We start from the raw sequence: 21,166 nt of genomic DNA, 5'->3' as shown, positions 1-21,166 counted from the left end.
GTTTTTAATTTTATTAAAAACAGGATTTTTACATCTAAATAATTAAATTTAATCTTTCTTCTATAATCTCCCTATCTGATTTCGACTGTGAAATTATAAGGCATGTATCATTTCCACATATACATCCTATTTTTTCTTTCCAATCTAACTCATCAAATAAAACACCAATAACATGTGCATTACCAGGTAATGTTTTAATAACCATTAATTGATCTACACAATCAATTTTCACAACAACTTCTCGTAATTTTTTCTTTAACTTTATATCAGTTTGTAAATGCTCTTCTGAGAAAACTTTATATATCATTAATCCTTCTTGAGAAGGTACCTTCGTTAAGTTTAACTCACGAATATCGCGAGAAACCGTAGCTTGTGTTACTAATACATCTTTTTTTGCTAACAATTCTACTAATCTTTCTTGCTTATCTATTTCATACTCCTTTACAAATTGTTTAATTAACCGTTGTCTTTTTTCTTTTTTCATAAAAGACACCCCTTTTAATATTATAGCTCGCTATAATTTTCATCCGAAAGGGAGAGAAAAGAATGTTGCGGAAACGTTCATAGTTTAACTGTAAATATTAAATCAAACTAAATAAAAAAGAGAAGAACAGCATTCTGTTCTTCCTTTTACATTGAAAATCGTTCAATTGTTTGTTTCAAATCAGTTGCTTGCTTCTCTAAATCTTTTAATAATTGATCGATTACTATCATATTTTTAGACTGTTGTAGCGTCACACGCGCCACTTCTTGCGAACCAGCTGACGTTTCTTCAGCAATTGCTGCTACAGCTTTTGTTTGTGCTCCTGTTTGATGAATGTGGCTCACTTGTTCATTCATATAACTACTAATTTGCTGAGTTGCATCGGCTACTTCCATAACACTTGATGACATTTCTTTTAAAATTAATTCCGTAGCTTCCCCACGTTTCGCCTCTTCTTTAGCTATTTTCACTTGTTCTGTCATTTTCATTGCAACTTGTTGTACTTCATCTTGCATATTCCGTAATAACTGAGATATGTTTCTTGCAGAATGATCACTTTCATCAGCAAGTTTACGTACTTCTTCCGCAACAACCGCAAAACCTCTTCCATGCTCTCCTGCGCGAGCTGCCTCAATAGAAGCATTTAGTGCTAATAAATTCGTTTGGCTAGCAATCGCACTCACAACAGACACAATATGTTCTACTTGTTTCATTCGTTCTTCTAACTTCTGTACATTTTGCATTGAATCTTCATTTTCTTTTGCCAATGTTTGAATACCTTGAATTAAAGACGTAAAGACACGAGTACTATGCCCTAAAGCTTGAACCATTTCTGAAGACAACGTATCAGACTGCTTCGCTTTTTCTTCTACTTCACTTGCAATAGACGTCGTTGTATCAACAGCAGAAACAATTGCTTGAATTGATGCTGCTGATTGCTCAGCGCCTGAAGAAATCTCTGCAAGAGTCTCAGATACACCTTGCGCTTGTCTCGTTGCTTCTCCTGTTTGTTTTCTAATCTGCTGTACTTGATTGTTTGTATAAGAAAATGTTGTATCAATATTTTTTACCATGACCCTTAAGTTTCCTAACATCATATTAAATGCAACACTTAAAGATTTAATTTCATCATCTGTCTTCGGTAATGGAACATCTTCACGAATATCACCATCAGCTGCTTTTCTTGCCGCCTCCTCTAACTTTCGAAGCGGTTTAATTAAAAATACGGCTGCTCCATATGCTAAAATCCCAGACCATACTACCCCTAATAACATAACAAGAATATTATATACAGTTTGACTTACATAACTTTGAAAATAATCGTATATCACGTAAATAAAAAATATACTTGTTGAATATGTAATGAAAGCTAAAACTGTAGTGAATAGCATAAGTTGTGTACGTAATCCAAAAGAAAATGTTTTCCTTTCTTTTTCCATCTTCCCTTTCCCCCTTTTTATAAGCAATATAAATACTACCTATATATCATTATCCATATTTTCATTATAGAAGGATATAGGGATTTTAAAAATTATTATTTCTTTGAATATCAAATTGCACGAAAAAATAAAGGATTCTGACAATTTATGACTAATAACAGAAATAAGGGGCAACATTTGCAAAATATATTTTTAACTGGGGGTTTTGTATGATTCAAGTTCGAAATCTAGTAAAATCATTCGGTTCACTTGATGTGTTAAAAGGAATTGATTTAGAAGTAAAAGAAAAAGAAGTTGTTGTTTTAATTGGTGCCAGTGGTTCTGGTAAAAGTACATTACTTCGCTGTCTTAACTTTTTAGAAATGTACGATGAAGGCGAAATTCACTTACAAGGTGAGCGAATTGATCCAAAGCATTCAAATTTAAATAAAGTCCGTGAAAATGTCGGTATGGTTTTTCAGCACTTTAACCTCTTTCCTCATATGACCTCACTAGAAAACATCATAGAAGCACCTATTCACGTAAAAAAATTAGAGAAAGCAAATGCAAAGGATATTGGAAATCAACTTCTCCAAAAAGTCGGCCTTCAAGATAAAGCGGATGTAACTCCTCATCTTCTTTCAGGTGGTCAAAAACAGCGCATTGCCATTGCACGAGCTCTTGCAATGAGCCCTAAGATTATGCTATTTGATGAGCCTACCTCAGCTTTAGACCCTGAACTTGTTGGAGAAGTATTGCAAGTTATGAAAGAACTTGCTGAAGAAGGGATGACAATGGTTATTGTTACTCATGAAATGAATTTCGCAAGAGATGTAGCTGATCGCGTCATCTTTATGGATGATGGAAAGATTGTAGAAGATGCTCCGCCAGCACAATTCTTTTCAGCTCCATCACATGAACGGGCAAAACAATTTTTACGCAACGTTTTATAATGTAACTTCTGTTTCAAACGAAAAGGAATACATTCATACGGTGCACAACTAATCATCCAAATAAAATATTTCAATAACATACTAAAAAACCATCCGTATGATCAATATATAGGAGGGGTTTTATGAAAAGGAAACTATTAACCATTGTTGCTAGCATTACACTATGTACATCTTTCATACTAGGAGCTTGTAGCAAAGAAAGCTCTACTACTTCATCAAATGGTGAAAAAGAATTTCGCTATGCGATGAGTGGATTATACAAACCTTTTAACTATAAAGAAAATGACGGCAAACTTGTCGGCTTTGATGTAGAAATCGGTGAAGCTCTTGCTAAAAAGATGAACATGAAGGCTACGCCAGTTACAAACCCATGGGAAACGCTAATTCAAGGCCTTCAAGCGAAGAAATATGATGTAATACTGGGTAGTATGGCAATTACAGAGGAGCGCTTAAAAGCTGTTAGTTTCTCAAATCCGTACTATCGGTCTGGCGCCCAAATTTTTGTGGCTAAAAAGAATACCGCTATCTCTTCTCCAGAAGATTTAAAAGGTAAGAAAATTGGTGTTGTAAAAGCTAGTACCTTTAAAAATCTTGTTGCAAAATATACAGATCAAATCACAGAATATGACAGTGATATTACTGCTCTTATGGATTTAGAGCCTGGGCGTGTTGATGCAGTAATTACGGATCAAATGGTTGGTCTACGTATGATAAAAGAAGGAAAATCGAATATAAAAGAAGCTGGAAAACCATTAAATCTTGATGAAATGGGAATTGCTATTCGCAAAGATGATAAAGAAATGGTTGAGAAAGTAAATAAAGCGTTAGATGAAATCATTAAAGATGGTACGTATGAAAAAATCAGTAAAAAATGGTTCGGGCGTAATATTCTCGGTGAAGAGGAAAAAACGAAGTAAGTTAGCCATTCAAAAGTTTCATAAACAGTGCCCCACTGATTAAATTTTCATTTTATGTGGGGCATTTCATTCTCTACTAAAATCTATACAATATGAGGTGAAACGCATGTTTGAAATTTTTATCTCTACCTATCCCACACTCTTAAAGGCTACTATTGTCACATTACAATTAACATTAACCTCCCTAGTACTCGGTTCATTAATTGGATTATTATTTGCTTTCTTTCGAATCTCGAATAACAAAGTTTTAAATAGCATTGCTCATATCTATATTGCTATTATTCGTGGTACACCTTTAATTGTTCAAATCGCTATTCTCTATTTTGGGATTACATCCGTTGTTGTTTTTACCCCTTTTTGGGCAGGAGCAATCGCTTTAGCAATTCATAACGGTGCATATGTTACGGAAATTTTCCGTGGATCTATTCAATCCGTTGACCGGGGACAATTAGAAGCAGCTCGCTCTTTAGGCATGCCTTATCCTTTAGCTATGCGACGAATTATATTACCACAAGCATTTCGTCTGTCTCTTCCTCCTCTAGGAAACCAATTTATTATCGGATTAAAAGACTCTTCACTTGTTGCTTACGTAGGACTGTCCGAATTATGGGGATCAGGTTTATCAATTGCAGCAGGTAACTTCCAACAATTAGATACTTACATGATTGTTGGTGTATACTACCTCGTAATTGTTCTTCTATTTACTTATTTTGTTAATCTTTTAGAAAAACGATTACAGCGAAAAGAAACAAACTCTGTCCAAGTGAGCAGAAAAAACAAGAAAGAAGTTTCTTTATAGCAAAAAAGCAAGCTCACTAAGAGCTTGCTTTTTTGCTATAAAATACATCTATTTTTACTGATTTACTTTTTTAATACTCTCTTTTTCTTCTATATGTTCCTCACGATATGAAATATTATGAGGATCTAGTCCATTTCCTAAAGAACCATAGAAATGCTCTCTATGCGGATCAACTAATTCACTTCCGTGATAATACACACGTGGTGTATTCCAAAGTGCTGCCAATGCTTTTGTCATCGGCATTTCGTGATAGCGTTCCGGCCACATTTCTTTAATCTTCTCTTTTACTAACGGATAGTATTTTGAACTCATAGCAGGAAACAGATGATGTTCTGTATGATATGAGAAGTTGAAATGTAAAACGTCTACCCAGCGCGGCACTGTTACTGATAAACAGTTTGCTAATGGATCATTTACTGGAACAATTGGATTTAAGCGGTGATTTGTTGCGATATATGCCATTACAATAAAGTTAGCAATTAACAACGGAATGACATATGCAAATAACCATTTTCCTGGTCCCATAATAAACAATAAACTAATCCAAACTGTCCAAGGTAAAAGAAGTTGAAGCCATACAGATTTTTGATTGGATGACTTAAATTCTTTTATAAAATGAAAGAACATTCGAGTCGAATGCAATGTAAATTGAATTGTTAGTGACAGAAAACTAAAGAATGAACGTACATGAAGGGGCATACGATATACCCAACTCAAAAACTTACTCTTCTTAAGTTTCTCAAGTGTCGGCCATGCATCTGGATCATTCTCTTCATGCTGTGTATGAACATGGTGCGTTGCATTATGCCACTTTCTCCAAAGCTTTGGCCCTGTTGATAATGGCATAAATGCAATCGCGCCTAAGAAGTCACGAAGCCATGCCTTTCTTACAACAGTTCCATGTAAAATTTCATGCCCTAAAAATCCAAGTGAAGCAAAACATAATCCAAGAACAATTGCAATTCCTAGATTCGCCCACACATTCAATTCAAATACACCAATCGCTATTAACCCCGCCAATGCCACAAGCAAATAAGCCAGTCCACCAAATAAACGAGTAGGCACTGGTTTAAATGCTTTTTTCGGCAAATGTGGTGATACACGTGCTGCATACCACCCAAACGTATGAAGCTCCTTCATCCTTTTGCTCCTTTCTTATGCCGCGCCTTGCGCAACTTACATATATTAATTCTTGCTTCCAGATTGATTTTACTAGATGATCCAAAAAGCATCTATTATAAGGAAAATATACTCACTCTATCGTCACTTATTTTTCGCTTTTATTATCAATGAAAAACATTTCTCTTTTTACTCTCTATCAACCTTTCCACATGATGAATCATAACAATAGAATTTCTATATTGTCAACACCTTTTATGACCTAGTAATAAAAGGTGGTTATATTTTTATAATCATACTTTATTTCACTAAAGAAAATGTATAGATTCCATAAGGATTTACCCACTATATTTAGACATTTTCTTAAACGGCATAGACTCTATCTCATTCAATAACTCTCTATGTAATCAACAAACAGAATCATTTGAATTTAGTTTTATATAAATCCTACTTCTTCATAATGCCCCACCTCATTAATTATATTAAAATAATTTATACCCTCTTTTAATAAAAATAGACTTCCTCTAAAACAACACACATGAATTTCATATAATATGGAAATATTAAAAGGAAAATTGTTCTAAAATCAGGAGGTTTCCGCAATGACAAGTGATACATTTCCACAACTGCCACTATCTTATTGGATTGAATCTACTCAGTTTCCTACTTTCCCTCGTTTATCCGAAAATATAAAGACGAAAGTTGCTATTATCGGTGCTGGTATTACAGGTATTACTACTGCCTATTTACTTGCAAAAGAAGGCATCGATGTTGTTTTAATTGATTCTGGTCGTATTTTAAACGGAACGACTGGGCATACAACAGCGAAAGTAACAGCACAACATGATCTTATTTATGATGAATTAATAAATCATTTCGGTGTAGAAAAGGCCCGGCTTTACTATGAATCAAATAATAAGGCTCTACAATTCATAAATAAAACTGTTCAAACATATAAAATCGACTGTAATTTCTCAAATGAAGATTCATATTTATATACAACTACTGATAACGGATTAAGAAATTTATCGAAAGAATATGAAGCTTATCAAAAATTAAATATACCTTGTGACTATGTTCAATCTCTATCGATTCCTATTCCAGTACAATCTGCGCTTGTAATGAAAAATCAAGCACAATTCCATCCCCTTCTTTATTTAAAAACACTTTTAGAAAAGTTTGTGGAGATGGGCGGAAAGGTCTACGAACAAACAACAGCTATGGATGTGGAAAAGGGCGATTATCCACAAATAATTACAAAAGAGGGCCATCATATCACTTGTGAATATGTCGTCTCTTGTTCACATTTTCCTTTTTATGATGCGAATAGCTTTTTCTTTACGCGAATGTACGCAGAACGCTCCTACGCTCTTGCAATAAAAGCAAAAACGGAGTATCCAGGTGGCATGTATTTAAGTATTGATGATCCAAAGCGCTCCTTACGCTATATAACAAACAATGGAGAAAAATTAATTTTGGTTGGCGGAGAGAGTCATAAAACAGGTCAGGGAATAAATACGATGCTTCATTATGAAGCACTCTATTCTTTTGCTGAAGCCACTTTTGGAATAGATGAAGTTCCTTATAGATGGTCAGCACAAGATTTAATTACTCTAGATAAGCTTCCTTATATCGGACATATTAACGAAAGAAATCCAAATATATTTGTTGCAACTGGATATCGCAAATGGGGAATGACAACTGGAACTGCTGCCGCTCACCTACTGAAGGACTCCATCCTAAAAGTTCACAGTCCCTATAAAGAACTGTATGCACCATCACGCTTCCATGCAAATCCAGATATAAAAACGTTCCTCTCCCAAAACATTGATGTTGCGAAACATTTAATTGCAGGAAAGATTGAAACCGCATTACGTAAGCCAGAAGATCTCGAAGTTGGTGAAGGATCTGTCGTACATGTTAACGGTAAACGAGCAGGTGCTTATAAGGACAAAGAAGGAAAATTACATATCGTCGATACAACTTGTACACATCTAGGCTGTGAAGTTGAATGGAATAATGGTGATTGTACTTGGGATTGCCCTTGCCATGGTTCTCGTTTTTCAATTGAGGGAGACGTTCTTGAAGGCCCAGCAGATCAACCGTTAAAACGAGTTGATAATGAGTAAACAAATAAAGAAGTTCAACAGAATTACTGTTGAACTTCTTTATTTGCTATAAACCCTTTTCAGATAAAATTCGACACAAGGAGGAAAATATTAACATTAAATAAAATAATATATTCATCTACAAATTAAAAGGGGTGAATATTATGCAACCTTCAGCTCCACCTCATCTAGAATCTACAGAAACTATCTTTCCAAGCTCTATTACAAAACTTGTTGTTTTTATTTGTTGGCTAGCCATTTTAGCTGATGGATATGATTTAGGTATTTACGGTGCCGTTCTACCAAAGCTCCTAGAAGACAAAAGCTGGGCGCTATCACCAGCGCACGCTGGTACAATTGCAAGCTATGCTTTATTTGGAATGTTTATTGGGGCTATTCTAGTTGGAACGATTACAGATCTAATTGGGCGTAAATGGACGCTTATATGCTGTTTAGCACTTTTTTCTATCACAATGGGTTTAGCGGCTATCGCTCCTTCTCCTGAGTTATTTGGATTATCTCGATTTATAGGAGGAATCGGATTAGGCGGTGTTATCCCTACGGCTTCAGCACTCACTGTTGAATATTCACCCCCAAAAAGGCAATCTTTTATTTATGCTCTTATGTTTACTGGCTATCCTTTAGGTATCGTGTTAGGTGCTATTTTGTCCATGCTTATGTTAGAAGATTTCGGATGGAGAATTATGTTTGGTATCGGAATGATTCCACTACTCTTCATTCCTTTCATTATTCGCTATTTACCTGAGTCCATTCAATTTTTATTATCACGTAATCGCCAAGAAGAAGTGAACCAAATTCTTAATCGTTTTCAAATTGAATTTCATGTAAAAGATAAAACTCATCAAGACCCATCTACTATACGAAAGAAAAATGGATTTTTTACTTTATTCTCAAAAGAATACATAAAAGCAACGCTACTTTTTTGGATCACTTATATAATGGGAATGTTTTTAATATACGGTTTAAACACTTGGTTACCACAGATGATGCGCCAGGCAGGATATCCTCTTGGGTCTAGTCTGTCATTTCTACTTATGCTAAATATTACCGCAGCTATCGGCGCATTATTCGCTGGAGCAATTGCTGATCGTATAGGAGCAAAAATTGTTATTAGCATCTCTTATCTTATGGCAGCCATATGTATCGGACTATTAACAATCAAACCATCTGTTACAATCATTTATCTTTTAATTGGCCTTGCTGGTATTGGATCAGTCGGTATTACTCAAATATTAAATGCATATGTAACACAATACTTCCCATCACATATCCGAGCTACCTCCTTAGGCTGGGGACTGGGGCTTGGCCGAGTTGGTGCAATTGCTGGCCCAATTCTCGTCGGTATTATTATGACAATGCAATATGACTTAGCATGGAATTTTTACTTATTCTCCTTTGCAGGTCTTATCGCAGCTATATCTGTTTTCTTCATTCCTACAAAATAAAAAGGGCACAAACTTACTTGTGCTCTTTTTCATATGCTTCAAACAACATATCTCGAAACAATGTATTTAAACTCTCAATATCGATTCCTGATCCCTTTTCAATTCCTTTTACATATTCCTGATAGTAATGAATTTGTTCTTCTAAAAATTGATTTAGCTCCTTAATTTTCAATCCAACATCTAATTCAGTACCTGCTTTTTTCTTTATTAACAACTTTTCAATTTCATCTAATACGCTACGTTCTAATGATAATTCTGTAATCAATCGGTCAAATTCTACAGGAGGTAAAGTCGTTTTCTCTTCTAGCCACTTACAAGCTAAAATGGGACGTAATACATAAAAGTACTTTTTCAGCTTTACATTCTCACCTTGCAAAAATTCACGATAATTTTTCGACGCCATATGTAAATAATGATATATCGTTGCTTTTGGATCAAAATTCTTCTCACTCATCTGTTGAAGTAGTTCTGGAAAATTAGAGTTTTTCGAATAAAAAATTGGTGATCGAATCCACTCAAGTAAAGCAGGATTCGACTTCGCGAATAGTTGCAACGCCTTTTTAATATCCCAACCACTTATATCTAAATCATCACTAATTGGATATTCAATTACATCTCGTTTGTCATGAATTGATAAATACCATTCTACCGGATGTATATAAACAAACCTAACATCATAATCGCTATCTTTCGATGGAAAACCCCAAGCACGACTCCCTGATTCTACCGCAAATAAAATTTTCACATCATTCTCTTTTTCAATTCTTTCTAACTCCAACTCGATTTTCTCTCTCATTGCATAACACCTCCATTTTTTGATTATTTCCTTGGAAATTCGACAAATACAATACTAATTTTACTACATACCAAAAAAACTGTCAGAAATTACTGACAGCCTGATGAAACGTCTATTGTTGCTTTTCGATTACAGTAGTAGCAATTCGTTCAAACTCTTTTTGAATCTCCTCTTTATATGCATCTACTATTGAAAAATCCATAGCAGCAATATAAATTCGTTCTAATTTATCACGAACCGATTTTGCTTTCGCTAAGAAAGACATCGCCTCATTCATTTTTGCTTTATATTGAATGGAGACATCACGAATTTCCTTCGCATATTTCTCATCCGTCCCTGGCGTAACAATAAGGGCATACATATCAATAATTTCATCACCCTCGCGACTTGGAAAATATTCATGTGGTGCGGTGCTATCAAAAATTGCAAATCCTAATTCTCTTACGATAACCATATCAAGACTATTCGGGTCAAATCCGCAATGATATACTTCAACTTCAAACCCTTTTTCCTCAGCTGCCTTAGCTAACTTTTTGAGCATCGTTGATTTTCCAGAGCCTGGGCGCCCTTTTATAAAATAACGATGTGGTAATCCTTCTGTTAAATTAGGAACAAAATCAACTGCTCCTTTCGGTGTAGCAGCTCCTAAAAAACGATGTTTTACAAGCGATTGTCTCCCGCTTTTATCTGCAAATAATTTCTGGATTAGCTGATTGGTTAGTTCATTTGCTTTATTAAAATCTATATTATCAATATATATCTTCTCCCACTCATCATGTATAACCAATGCCTCTTTAAAACGTGCGTAAGCAGACTGAAAAGCTTTGCTTGCTTCTGAAACAAATCTTTCAATTTCTAACTTCTGCTTTCTTAGTTTATCTGAGTCCCAAGCAATTCCTAAATTTATATACTCTTCAACAACTCCTGGCATTTTTGGCTCAATAACATGCGGCGATGTCCCATCAACAATTCCTACTTTTAATTTTGGGATAATTACACCATCAACCGATTTATTATCAGAAGAACAATGTAACAATTCAATATCATATCCTTTTTCAATCCATTCACGACCTATTGCCTTTATTAAAGAAGATTTTCCCGTTCCTGGGCCACCCTTTAAGATAAATAATCTGTCTAATCCTTTTAAATTCTCTTCGTATAAATTGTGAAATCCCCTAGCTGTATTACCACCAGCATAATAATTTAATACATTTCCTGTCACTGCACTCACTCCTTCGCAGCATTCTATTTACATAAGCTACAATATGCGAGCAGCTTTATTTGGGTGAATACCTATTTTGTATTGCACGAAAAAAGGAAATGAATCACAATTTAACTATCGGAAAATTCCGTTTTCAAAAAAACTGAATACTTCTTTATCAAGAGAGGCAGAGGGACCGGCCCTTTGAAGCCCAGCAACCTCAGTTTATACAAACTGAATAGGTGCTAATTCCTGCAAAATGCATTGCATTTTGGAAGATAAAACTCAACTAGCATGTAAAGCTCACCTTTCTTGATATTGAAGGGTGAGCTTTTTATTATTTGAAAAACATATATTGGAGGTATGTAAAATGAAAGTAATTGATTTATCGCAAACATTTGAAAATAATATGTCTCAATTTCCTGGAACACCTAAAATACAACTAGAAGCTGTTACAAGTGTTGAAGAATCAGGCTATCAAGTTACAGATTTTCATTCTGTCGTTCATGTTGGCACGCATTGTGATGCTTCTGCGCATTTTATTTCAGGCGCAACGACCATCGATCAATTACCGCTGGATCAATTTGTAGGTGAAGCTGTTCTTATTGATGTAACTCATGTACAAGAACGAAAACTACCTAAAGAAGTACTGCACGATGCTGATATAAAAGAAGGAGATATTGTTATTTTCCATTCCAATCTATCTACTAAATGGAACACAGAGGCGTATGAGAAAGAAGCTTTTTATCTTTCTGAAGAATTAGCTGAAGAATTAGTTCAATTAAAAGTAAAATCTATCGGTTTAGATTTCATTTCTCCTGATGAAGTCACAACAGAAACATCACCGATTCATCACATATTACTAGGGAATAATATTTACTTAATTGAAAACTTAACAAATCTAGATGCTATTGAAACAAAACGTTTCTTTTTCTCAGCAGCACCTTTAAAAATTAAAAATAGTGACGGTGCTTTCGCAAGAGCATTTGCTGTTATTTTTTAAACACAGCCTATAAAAAAAGCAAAGGCCACTATTGGTCTTTGCTTCTATATTTTCTATTTAAATTAAGAAAGAATTGTTCCACACGAGGACGCACCCAAGCTAAACAATCTATCTCTTTCTTCTTTGTGCAAGCTATCTCTTCTCCATCTACCATTTCAACAAGTTCTAGTTCTAACAGTTGCCTCGTGAATGCTAACATATTCACTTCTTCGGATGGATACTCTTCTTTTAATTTCTCCTCAATTTCTCCCAATAAAAAACCGTCACGCATCATTGCCAATGCATCAATCCAAAGTGGCGGCATTTCATATTTTTCTCCTGTAATTGTATCTTTTACAATATAATTCTTTTGCTCTTTTCGAAATTGAATCGTGTGTAAACATACAGTCGAATTTAATGTTAATTCCATCATACCACCTCTTTCATAATATCTGCATAGAAAAAAGGATGCGCGTGCACCCCCTTCTTATCTTTTCATAACACTACTGAACCGTTACATGAGTAATCAATCTCATGTCGATATTTTCCTCCATTATAAACGAAGTATTTTATAAAAAAAACCCTTCTTGAAACATTTTATAAAATGTTTATATTTACACAACAAGAACACTTTTCTGAAAAATCTTTTCTCCCAATACATTAAACGGTCGGCAGAAAAATTTCTACTTTCGTTCCTACTCCTAGACTACTTTGGATTGTGATACTCCCTTGATGTTCCTTAATAATTTTATATGTAATCATTAATCCAAGTCCTGTACCAGTCTCCTTTGTTGTGTAAAATGCCTTGCCAATTTTTTCTAATTTCTCATTCTCTATACCAAATCCTTGGTCTTCAACAGAAATACACAAATGTCCTTGCGTTTTTTGATATGCACGGATATGAATTTCTCCGCCCTCTGGCATTGATTCTATTCCATTTTTAATGATATTTAATAACACTTGTTTTAATTGCTTATCATCACCGTTTATAGCCGGTAAATTCCCATCTACTTGTATATGACATTTAACTCTATATTGCATTGCATAACTTTCCATTAGATGCACAACATATAGAAGGATGTCTCGTATATTACACCTTTCATAATTTGTTGGCTTTGGTTTTCCTAACAACATCAATTCACTAACAAATCCATTAACCCTTTCAATTTCTTGTAGCATAATGTCGTAGCTCATCGTATCAGTTGGATTTCTTTCTTTTTGCATTTGCGTAAACCCTTTTAACGCTGTTAGCGGATTTCGAATTTCATGGGCAATTGTTGTAGACATAGTCCCAATCACAGCTAAATTTTCCGTCTCTTTCATATTGTTCATCATTTCAACCACTGTTCTTACATAAGATTGAAATCGTTTTAATAAAGAATGTGAAATAATGAAATAGAATATACATAAAACAAGTGGAATTACCACTTTTAAATCTTGTAATAGCAATGTGAAAAATACGTACTTTCCAATTACACTAAAGGAAACTAAATAAAAGTATTTTCTATTCACGAAAACTGGGGCAAATAAAATTAATAACATTTCTACCATACTACCATGTTCAAAAGGTCTATCCGTTCGCAAATAAATCATTAAATTATTCACAAGATTGATAAACATGTACCCAAATAAAAATAAATATTTTACAGAATATACATACCCTCTTTTTTGAAGATATATAGAAATAGGAAATAATGCTATTACAAATATAGGCACACCTATCCCAAGACTACCTTCTGGCCACCCTACCGCTGTTCCATTAATATTCATAGCAGGATATACAAAATAATATATAGCGTCATATAAAAAGAATATAATATAAAATAATAATATAAATACCTTTAAGGCTCTTCTTTCTTCATAAATCAAGCTCTTGTATTTATTCATATAAAAACTCCCCTTGATCGATACAAAAAACTTTCATTGTTATCTCCTTAAAGTATAAGTATGAAATTGCTTTCAGGGCAATATTTAACCTTATAATAATGAAAGGAAGGAGATCTCTCCTTCCTTTTGGTAACAACTTACATCCATCTTACCCTGTCATGTAACAATCCATCTGTAAAATTATTATGCCCTATTACAAAATCCTTCATATATAAATTTAAATACTCACCGTACTTACTTTCTGTATTTAATAACAACTCCTCGACGTAATAAGCACCTTGTTCAAATTGATCTAAAAGTAAACTGGACAAGCCCGCATAAATCCCGCACCCTACCTGAAAATACGTTGCATTCGTTTTATATTTACGAAAAACTTGGCTACTATTCATCACATTATACATATATGTCTCACTATTTTCATAAACGAGTAACACACCGACCAAGTCCTCTCCAGCAACCTCTTCTTCCGCTGGATTAAACACTTTACGATTCCAGTTCCATAAATCTTCTACTTGATCTAAGTTCTGTCTAATTATATTTGTTGTATACTCATTAATTCGGTAAAGAAAACCAACTTCCATATTGAAGTTTTTCCCTAAAATTAATACTTCCTCATGTGGCATTAAACAACCATAGAATTCTTTTTCTCCTAACTTCACTTTATACTCTGAAGCATATACATCTTCATAAAAGTAAAGAGGACGATGATGACTCATATACATCGGATAACTCCAGATCGCTTCATCTAAAAATCGCTCTACTGCCCATGAAGCATAAAGTGTATGTGGCTTTATAAGTGCTGTATCATTCAAAAATGATGTGTCATGTTCTACAATATAACATGCTCTTGGCCTTTCATTTGGTCGTTCCTTCATAAGCTCAACAACCATCCATTGAACAACACCTGGATTCATACCTGAACCTATAATCGCTTTTGTATTTGTAAATTTCTCTTTCTCCTTCTCAAACCTTGTATATCTTTCCGTAAGCTGAAAGCCGATTAAGCTATCGTCCTGATCTACTGCCTCATTTTCCAAGGCTGAGTTAATATAACAAATTCCTAGTTCATTACAGCAGCTTAATACTCTAATTGTATCTGCCCCTGAAACATCAATCACAACACTCGTTCTTTTTTCTTTTAAATGTTGTTTAAATTCCACTACATTTTGAAGATTTATTTCATATAAATATAATTGACTTTTCAAATTCGAAAACAACTCATCATAATAAGTCCTATCTTTTTGTTTTATATCCACCAAATGAAATTTGGCATTCTTTAATACTTCATAAATTGGATCTTTTTCATTTGCTATCGCTTGATTTAAAATTGCTAAAACTGCTTTTGCTGCTCCACCAGCACTACCAAGCAATGTAATTGATAACGAATTCGGAAACTGCTCCACAAACAAAACCCCTTTAATAAATTAGTTGAGCAGCTCCTCCTCAAAAAATAAATTGAATACATAAAAAGATAGCTCGTACACATTTCTTTATAAATTAGTACAAATTCTTCAAAACAAGATTCCACTATAATATATTTATATTCAATTCATTTTCCCCTCATATTCAAATCGGGCTAAACAAATAGGCTCGACCTTTTCTTCTGCATATAAAAGAAAAAGTCAGCCCTTCCAACTAATCTACGGACAATGGACGGATTTTACATGTTGAATATTCACATACATTTTTGCATCACGTGCTTTTGATATTTCAATATGACCTTCATCAATTTTCGCCATTTTTCCAATTTTATTGGACTCCTCACCTAAATCAAACACCATAATTTTCCCAGTCATTTTAATAAGCTGTTCTTCAAATGTTCTAGCTAATGTAATATTTAACGGATTTACGGGGAGTTCATTTTTATTGAGGGCATACGGTACTTGGTTTTCTTTATACGGAATTAACCATTTTAAATGCTTTAAAGATATATATACCGTTTTATAAACCGGACTATAAAAAACAATATAGTCGTTCATCACACTTGTAACATAACCATGTATTGGAGCATTTCCTGCTACATAAACTTCTGTAAAAATCCCTTTAGAAGTACTTAATACTTTTCTCAAAGAAATTGAAGGGGATTCCCTCTTAATTACAGAATCAACATCTGGTTTTAGTATGTCTTCGTCATGTGGTCTTAAAAATTTATAGTATTGTACATGATATAAAGATATATATACATAGTCTTGTCCATTGTAAAGAACAATAATGTCATTTCCTACGTCTATTAATATACCTTTAAACCTTTTTTCACCGATTAATTTAACATATATATTTTCCCCAATACTTTTGTTTAACTCATTCATCTATATCCTCCTTCCTATGAATTTCAGCTTCCCTATCTTCCTTTTCAAAAAAATAATCAGGGCAATGTTCTGTCTTAATAGTAAGTAATTCCTTTTCATACTATCGAAATAAGAAATTGTTCTTCTCTTTCCCTCATAATGCCCCTCTTATTTATTAAACATTATTCATCTTCATTCTTTTTACATTTCACTACTTGACTCACACTCTTAATATGATAATTAATGATATAAATAACTTCCTCACCGTTTACTAGCGTAATACATTCTTCATGCACTTCACTTAATAGGCCTTCTACACACTCTGGGCCGCCACGGTTAATCTTTACCCACTTATACTTCAAGTCACGTAATACATCGACGAAAGTATCATCATCAGAGCAGAAACATGAAACATAGCCATCGCCACATTTACTTTCTTTCACTTTCTTAACTAGACTCTTCACATGTTTCAATTGGTAATATACTAATTCACCAAGAGGAAGTTGTAATGTAAGGTAATCTCTTCCTAACGATACAAGTACCCCCACTCGACTCTCTGGTCCACGAAGATTTACTTTTACAGTCTCACCGACTAAGCCTTTAATTTGTTCACAGCATAATATACTTTCCAAATTTGTATCCTCCTTTCTTATTATCTTCCTCTTCTTGACTGTCTTTGTGCGCGAGCTCGACCTGAATTATCACTACTACTGTCCTTACTGTTACTATCGTCGCTCTCATCGCTCTCTCCGCATGCTAATGCATTATAGTTAACACTTTTAATATGCTTTATTGCAATTAATATAACTTCTTCTTTTACAATTAATGTAACGAAGTCACAAGAAACATCTTGTAAAATTCCTTCCACTTTCTCTGGACCACCGCGATTAATTTTCACCCAGCAATATTTGAAGCTTAGAAGTAGTGCTTCAAAGTCGTCTGCACATTCGCAATCTTCCCAATCGCAATCACTTGATCCACAGTCTTTTGCATTTTTCGTAATACTTTTCAGATGGCTAAGTTGATAGTAATAAAGCTCACCTTTTTCATTCTTCAATACGAAGTAGTCCGGACATACTGATATTATTGTCCCTTTTTGAGATTCTGGACCACCCCTGTTTACTCTCACAAAAGATCCAATTAAGTCTTTCAGAAAATCACAATGAAATAAACTCACGAGAAAACCCCTTCCATTAATTTATAAGCTTTTGCACTGATAGTATATGTATCTGTACAGGTTACGTTCTCTATGTTTGTCCTAGCTAGAAAAAAATATGCTTTTAACATGGTAGACTACTACCTATCAAAAACATAAGGAATTCTGCATGCCCATTAGGCTTTCGATACCTTTAGACAAAAAATCCCGTATGAAGATACATTTCTGCATATCTTCATACGGGATTTCCCAAAGTTTAGTCTTCGTCTTTAACATCCATATCTTCTGGAATTGGTTCGTTTAATATTTCTTCCACTAACTGCTTATATTTCTCCATTTGTTCTAAATGCGTATTGAATTGTTCTTTATTTACTAAATATTGCTCTCCATCGAATAGCGCACGAATTTTCTTTTGCTGAATTAACTCTTCAATATACGATTTTGGTAAATTCAAATACTCCGCAGTCTCTTCTACTGTTATATACAATGCGTTCATTCCTTTATTATTTTTTCATCTATACTGTATCTTACTTTACTTTATTTTTGTAAACAAATAAAAAAGATTTTGTAAATGCAGTTCAAAAAGCAGGTAGATGCATTCCATATATTGTATAGTATTATATAGTAAGAATTTTTTAAATATAGAATGGTATTACCCATTTACACAAAGGAGAGTTAACATATGGCTACTCGTCACATCATTACAATGTTAGAAAAAACACTACAAGTTGAAACAGAAAACACAATTTCTCATTTGAATGTATCTTTATCTGATCGTTTTCTTTCTCAAAGCACAGCAATACATGAAAACAATTGTTATCATACAATTGGTGAATGGTACAAAAATCATTTCTTATTCCAACAAGATGATTTCCTTTGGGCTAAATATGCCTTCTATGACGCATATTGTGAAGCCATCCAAAAACAAGGTCATCTTACAAAACGCGTCCGTCAAATATTAGAATCATTGGCTCGAAAACACGGAAAACAGTATATTGCTTCTATACTAAATATGCCATTTCCTAATAAACGCGCTAAAGGGACAGCGTAATTTAGCCATGTTCTGTGTAAGCAAAACATAGCTAAATTGTTTTCTAGGATGCTTTACCAATAAAATGTTCATATCATATGAACTGATGAAACCGGTGTCATTATAATGATAGAAAATATAGTAAACAGGAAAACCCCCACGTACATCTCTCATTCACTTGAATAGAGAAATACGTGGGGGGATACTTGTTCCTTATTATTTCATCATCTGCTTAATCAGTTCGCGATTTCTCTTCTTAAATACTTCATTATGAGAAGAAACCATTCCGTACTCACTTGCATCTGGTTGGATAAATTGTTTTGCTTTATTCACAGCATTTCCAGCATCTTGGAATGCACCTGCAATTAAGTGTAGTTTCCCTTCGTGCTTTAAAATATCTCCAGCAGCATATAATCCATCTACTGAAGACTCACTATTTGCATTACCTGCAATATAATAATTATCTATAATTGCAACGTCTAACTCACTATTTTCTAATAATGTAATGTCGCGTTCATATCCATGATTAATAATAACTTCATCAATAGGTAAGTGAGAAACCTCACCTGTTTCATGATTTGTTAATTCTACATATTCGATCGCTTCATGATTATCACCAGCAATTAATTTTGTAATCGATGTATTAAAGAAACACTCCGCTGAGCTGTTCATAAGTTGTTTTACTTGTGCTTCATGACCAGATAATTCTTCTTTTCTATAGGTTACATACACTTTTTTCGCAATTGGTTCCAATTCATTTGCCCAATCAACAGCAGAATTGCCTCCACCGGAAATAATAACTGTTTTACCTTTGAAACGCTTTAAAGATTTAACTGTATAATTTAAATTCGATACTTCAAATCGCTCAGCACCTTCAATAGATAACTTTTGCGGTTTCAATATACCACTTCCTGTTGCGACGATAACTGTTTTTGAAAAGTGTTCTTCGCCAGTACTTGTTTTTAATGTAAAAGTACCATCTTGATTACGAATAATCGATTCTACTTTTGTATCTAATACAACTTCCGGCTTAAATGTTAACCCTTGCTGTACAAGTTGTTCAATTAACTTATCACCTGTAACTGGCAATAGTCCTCCTACATCCCAAATCATTTTTTCCGGATACACATGTATTTTTCCACCTAAATGTGGTTGAAATTCTATTATTTTTGTTTTCATTTCTCTGAGTCCACTATAAAAAGCTGAATAAAGCCCTGCAGGTCCTCCGCCTATCACGGTTACATCAAACAATTCTTCTCGATTCATTCGTGCTCACTCCTCAGCTATTAATCATTGATTATCATTCTCAATAAAATATAACCTGTTTCCGCAAAATTTACAATCAAAATTACTATTGACAATACACCTATATAAAATTATATTATTTAAAGAATCAATAGTGATAATCATTATCATTTTGTTAATAATTAGCAAATTTGAGATTACATCTTATTTTATTAATATGGTTAATACTATATTATAAAATCTCATATTCAAGATTTTTAATAAATCATTTTGCTTTACCACTACTCTTTCAAAAAGATTGCAGTTAAACAAATTATTGTATACACATATCATCTATGTTAAAGGAGAAAGACGATGAAAAAGTTATTTATTTCACTAACAGTTCTTTTCGTTCTTGTTATGAGTGCTTGTAGCAATGGCTCTACAGACAAAAAGAACGATGCAAAAGGTAGTAAATCAGAAACAATTACATACCAATCTGAAAATGGTAAAGTAGAAGTTCCTGCAAATCCAAAACGCGTTGTTGTACTATCATCATTCGCTGGTAACGTAATGTCATTAGGTGTAAATCTTGTTGGGGTAGATTCATGGTCTAAACAAAACCCACGTTTTGATAGTAAACTTAAAGATGTTGCTGAAGTATCAGATGAAAATGTTGAAAAAATCGCTGAACTAAATCCAGATTTAATCATTGGTTTATCAAATGTTAAAAATGTCGATAAGTTAAAGAAAATCGCTCCTACTGTAACATACACTTACGGAAAAGTTGATTACTTAACACAGCATTTAGAAATTGGTAAGTTATTAAACAAAGAAAAAGAAGCAAAAACTTGGGTTGATGACTTCAAGAAACGTGCACAAGAAGCTGGTAAAGAAATTAAAGCAAAAATCGGTGAAGATGCAACAGTTTCTGTTGTAGAAAACTTCAACAAACAGCTTTATGTATACGGCGAGAACTGGGGCCGCGGAACAGAAATTCTGTACCAAGAAATGAAATTAAAAATGCCTGAAAAAGTAAAAGAAAAAGCATTAAAAGAAGGTTATTACGCATTATCTACTGAGGTATTACCTGAATTTGCTGGTGATTACTTAATCGTAAGTAAAAACAAAGATACTGATAACTCATTCCAAGAGACAGAATCATATAAAAACATCCCAGCAGTAAAAAATAATCGTGTATATGAAGCAAACATGATGGAATTCTATTTCAATGATCCACTTACATTAGATTTCCAACTAGACTTCTTCAAGAAGAGCTTTCTTGGTAAATAATACAAACATGAGGAATTCTTAATTTAAGAATTCCTCTTCCTTTAT

Annotated in this window: 20 protein-coding genes, 2 pseudogenes and 1 riboswitch; of the genes and pseudogenes, 8 read left to right on the top strand and 14 right to left on the bottom strand. The window is 33.8% G+C overall.

From position 1 onward, the window contains the following. Positions 1 to 34: 34 nt before the first annotated feature. The 3 genes and pseudogenes from argR to OXT04_RS30200 form a co-directional block, all read right to left on the bottom strand. A complete protein-coding gene (argR, locus tag OXT04_RS17760) occupies positions 35 to 484 on the bottom strand; it encodes an arginine repressor (RefSeq protein ID WP_000711826.1) in 450 nt (149 codons plus the stop codon). A gap of 146 nt (positions 485 to 630) precedes the next feature. Beyond that, positions 631 to 1,203, bottom strand: a pseudogene (locus tag OXT04_RS30205) (methyl-accepting chemotaxis protein); the annotation flags it as partial. Positions 1,204 to 1,572: 369 nt separating this feature from the next. After that, positions 1,573 to 1,758, bottom strand: a pseudogene (locus OXT04_RS30200) (HAMP domain-containing protein); the annotation flags it as partial. Between the two features lie 374 nt (positions 1,759 to 2,132). On the opposite strand from OXT04_RS30200, the gene OXT04_RS17750 reads away from it, so the two are divergent. The 3 genes from OXT04_RS17750 to OXT04_RS17740 all read left to right on the top strand — a co-directional run bounded on the left by OXT04_RS17750 (position 2,133) and on the right by OXT04_RS17740 (position 4,571). Continuing rightward, a complete protein-coding gene (locus OXT04_RS17750; RefSeq protein ID WP_000616921.1) occupies positions 2,133 to 2,855 on the top strand; it encodes an amino acid ABC transporter ATP-binding protein in 723 nt (240 codons plus the stop codon). 122 nt (positions 2,856 to 2,977) lie between these two features. After that, positions 2,978 to 3,772 (top strand): ABC transporter substrate-binding protein, encoded by a 795-nt coding sequence (locus OXT04_RS17745; protein WP_000823754.1) that lies wholly within the window; start codon positions 2,978 to 2,980, stop codon positions 3,770 to 3,772. 43 nt (positions 3,773 to 3,815) lie between these two features. Beyond that, entirely contained in the window at positions 3,816 to 4,571 is a 756-nt protein-coding gene (locus OXT04_RS17740) for an amino acid ABC transporter permease (protein ID WP_139062908.1), read from the top strand. Positions 4,572 to 4,625: 54 nt separating this feature from the next. Here OXT04_RS17740 and desB read toward each other — a convergent pair whose 3' ends face one another. Continuing rightward, complete coding sequence (gene desB, locus OXT04_RS17735; RefSeq protein WP_000661208.1) at positions 4,626 to 5,711, bottom strand: Delta(10) desaturase DesB; 1,086 nt, start codon at positions 5,709 to 5,711, stop codon at positions 4,626 to 4,628. Between the two features lie 581 nt (positions 5,712 to 6,292). Between desB and OXT04_RS17730 the strand changes: the two genes are divergently transcribed. Beyond that, positions 6,293 to 7,819 (top strand): FAD-dependent oxidoreductase, encoded by a 1,527-nt coding sequence (locus OXT04_RS17730; RefSeq protein ID WP_097996747.1) that lies wholly within the window; start codon positions 6,293 to 6,295, stop codon positions 7,817 to 7,819. Positions 7,820 to 7,962: 143 nt separating this feature from the next. After that, entirely contained in the window at positions 7,963 to 9,264 is a 1,302-nt protein-coding gene (locus tag OXT04_RS17725) for an MFS transporter (RefSeq protein ID WP_065229683.1), read from the top strand. A 13-nt stretch (positions 9,265 to 9,277) separates the two neighbouring features. Here the strand turns inward: OXT04_RS17725 and OXT04_RS17720 are convergent, their stop codons facing one another. Both OXT04_RS17720 and OXT04_RS17715 read right to left on the bottom strand, forming a co-directional pair. Next, positions 9,278 to 10,060 (bottom strand): nucleotidyltransferase domain-containing protein, encoded by a 783-nt coding sequence (locus OXT04_RS17720; protein WP_097821971.1) that lies wholly within the window; start codon positions 10,058 to 10,060, stop codon positions 9,278 to 9,280. A gap of 112 nt (positions 10,061 to 10,172) precedes the next feature. Continuing rightward, positions 10,173 to 11,282 (bottom strand): PRK06851 family protein, encoded by a 1,110-nt coding sequence (locus OXT04_RS17715; RefSeq protein ID WP_000147467.1) that lies wholly within the window; start codon positions 11,280 to 11,282, stop codon positions 10,173 to 10,175. 151 nt (positions 11,283 to 11,433) lie between these two features. Further along, positions 11,434 to 11,546, top strand: a riboswitch (SAM riboswitch). An 85-nt stretch (positions 11,547 to 11,631) separates the two neighbouring features. Between OXT04_RS17715 and OXT04_RS17710 the strand changes: the two genes are divergently transcribed. Then, the gene (locus OXT04_RS17710; protein ID WP_098570475.1) at positions 11,632 to 12,264 is read left to right on the top strand and encodes a cyclase family protein; all 633 of its coding nucleotides are present in this window, start codon (positions 11,632 to 11,634) and stop codon (positions 12,262 to 12,264) included. A 28-nt stretch (positions 12,265 to 12,292) separates the two neighbouring features. On the opposite strand, the gene OXT04_RS17705 is transcribed toward OXT04_RS17710, so the two are convergent. The 7 genes from OXT04_RS17705 to OXT04_RS17675 form a co-directional block, all read right to left on the bottom strand. Then, positions 12,293 to 12,673, bottom strand: a complete 381-nt coding sequence (locus tag OXT04_RS17705; protein ID WP_000424116.1) for a hypothetical protein — start codon at positions 12,671 to 12,673, stop codon at positions 12,293 to 12,295. Between the two features lie 230 nt (positions 12,674 to 12,903). Beyond that, the gene (locus tag OXT04_RS17700) at positions 12,904 to 14,130 is read right to left on the bottom strand and encodes an ATP-binding protein (protein ID WP_097821972.1); all 1,227 of its coding nucleotides are present in this window, start codon (positions 14,128 to 14,130) and stop codon (positions 12,904 to 12,906) included. 137 nt (positions 14,131 to 14,267) lie between these two features. Beyond that, positions 14,268 to 15,533 (bottom strand): hypothetical protein, encoded by a 1,266-nt coding sequence (locus OXT04_RS17695; RefSeq protein ID WP_000434728.1) that lies wholly within the window; start codon positions 15,531 to 15,533, stop codon positions 14,268 to 14,270. Positions 15,534 to 15,770: 237 nt separating this feature from the next. Then, positions 15,771 to 16,439 carry an LSm family protein gene (locus OXT04_RS17690; RefSeq protein ID WP_001004268.1) on the bottom strand — a complete coding sequence of 223 codons (669 nt, stop codon included), beginning with the start codon at positions 16,437 to 16,439 and terminating at the stop codon, positions 15,771 to 15,773. A gap of 161 nt (positions 16,440 to 16,600) precedes the next feature. Beyond that, positions 16,601 to 17,050, bottom strand: a complete 450-nt coding sequence (locus tag OXT04_RS17685; protein ID WP_267416357.1) for a spore coat protein — start codon at positions 17,048 to 17,050, stop codon at positions 16,601 to 16,603. A gap of 20 nt (positions 17,051 to 17,070) precedes the next feature. Next, positions 17,071 to 17,595 carry a spore coat protein gene (locus tag OXT04_RS17680; protein WP_098570474.1) on the bottom strand — a complete coding sequence of 175 codons (525 nt, stop codon included), beginning with the start codon at positions 17,593 to 17,595 and terminating at the stop codon, positions 17,071 to 17,073. Positions 17,596 to 17,830: 235 nt separating this feature from the next. Beyond that, positions 17,831 to 18,070, bottom strand: coding sequence for a helix-turn-helix domain-containing protein (locus OXT04_RS17675; protein WP_001998970.1), 240 nt, complete (start codon positions 18,068 to 18,070; stop codon positions 17,831 to 17,833). Between the two features lie 186 nt (positions 18,071 to 18,256). On the opposite strand from OXT04_RS17675, the gene OXT04_RS17670 reads away from it, so the two are divergent. After that, on the top strand, positions 18,257 to 18,625 hold the full coding sequence (locus OXT04_RS17670; RefSeq protein ID WP_000235476.1) for a hypothetical protein: 369 nt from the start codon (positions 18,257 to 18,259) through the stop codon (positions 18,623 to 18,625). 195 nt (positions 18,626 to 18,820) lie between these two features. On the opposite strand, the gene OXT04_RS17665 is transcribed toward OXT04_RS17670, so the two are convergent. Then, positions 18,821 to 19,870, bottom strand: coding sequence for an NAD(P)/FAD-dependent oxidoreductase (locus OXT04_RS17665; RefSeq protein WP_001078268.1), 1,050 nt, complete (start codon positions 19,868 to 19,870; stop codon positions 18,821 to 18,823). Between the two features lie 333 nt (positions 19,871 to 20,203). Here OXT04_RS17665 and OXT04_RS17660 point away from each other — a divergent pair, with 333 nt between their 5' ends. Continuing rightward, a complete protein-coding gene (locus OXT04_RS17660) occupies positions 20,204 to 21,121 on the top strand; it encodes an iron-hydroxamate ABC transporter substrate-binding protein (RefSeq protein ID WP_000732579.1) in 918 nt (305 codons plus the stop codon). The last annotated feature ends 45 nt before the right edge of the window (positions 21,122 to 21,166 follow it).

The sequence above is a fragment of the Bacillus sp. GC_Bacil_1 genome (genome assembly GCF_026540675.1).
Taxonomy (GTDB): domain Bacteria; phylum Bacillota; class Bacilli; order Bacillales; family Bacillaceae_G; genus Bacillus_A; species Bacillus_A cereus.
This window is presented reverse-complemented; position numbering and strand designations above follow the sequence as displayed.

Coding starts and splice junctions, on each gene's coding strand:
- argR (WP_000711826.1), bottom strand. CDS start 484: ATGAAAAAAGAAAAAAGACAACGGTTAATTAAACAATTTGTAAAGGAG.
- OXT04_RS17670 (WP_000235476.1), top strand. CDS start 18,257: ATGGCTACTCGTCACATCATTACAATGTTAGAAAAAACACTACAAGTT.
- OXT04_RS17660 (WP_000732579.1), top strand. CDS start 20,204: ATGAAAAAGTTATTTATTTCACTAACAGTTCTTTTCGTTCTTGTTATG.
- OXT04_RS17705 (WP_000424116.1), bottom strand. CDS start 12,673: ATGGAATTAACATTAAATTCGACTGTATGTTTACACACGATTCAATTT.
- OXT04_RS17745 (WP_000823754.1), top strand. CDS start 2,978: ATGAAAAGGAAACTATTAACCATTGTTGCTAGCATTACACTATGTACA.
- OXT04_RS17690 (WP_001004268.1), bottom strand. CDS start 16,439: ATGAATGAGTTAAACAAAAGTATTGGGGAAAATATATATGTTAAATTA.
- desB (WP_000661208.1), bottom strand. CDS start 5,711: ATGAAGGAGCTTCATACGTTTGGGTGGTATGCAGCACGTGTATCACCA.
- OXT04_RS17720 (WP_097821971.1), bottom strand. CDS start 10,060: ATGAGAGAGAAAATCGAGTTGGAGTTAGAAAGAATTGAAAAAGAGAAT.
- OXT04_RS17730 (WP_097996747.1), top strand. CDS start 6,293: ATGACAAGTGATACATTTCCACAACTGCCACTATCTTATTGGATTGAA.
- OXT04_RS17700 (WP_097821972.1), bottom strand. CDS start 14,130: ATGAATAAATACAAGAGCTTGATTTATGAAGAAAGAAGAGCCTTAAAG.
- OXT04_RS17675 (WP_001998970.1), bottom strand. CDS start 18,070: ATGAACGCATTGTATATAACAGTAGAAGAGACTGCGGAGTATTTGAAT.
- OXT04_RS17725 (WP_065229683.1), top strand. CDS start 7,963: ATGCAACCTTCAGCTCCACCTCATCTAGAATCTACAGAAACTATCTTT.
- OXT04_RS17665 (WP_001078268.1), bottom strand. CDS start 19,870: ATGAATCGAGAAGAATTGTTTGATGTAACCGTGATAGGCGGAGGACCT.
- OXT04_RS17750 (WP_000616921.1), top strand. CDS start 2,133: ATGATTCAAGTTCGAAATCTAGTAAAATCATTCGGTTCACTTGATGTG.
- OXT04_RS17710 (WP_098570475.1), top strand. CDS start 11,632: ATGAAAGTAATTGATTTATCGCAAACATTTGAAAATAATATGTCTCAA.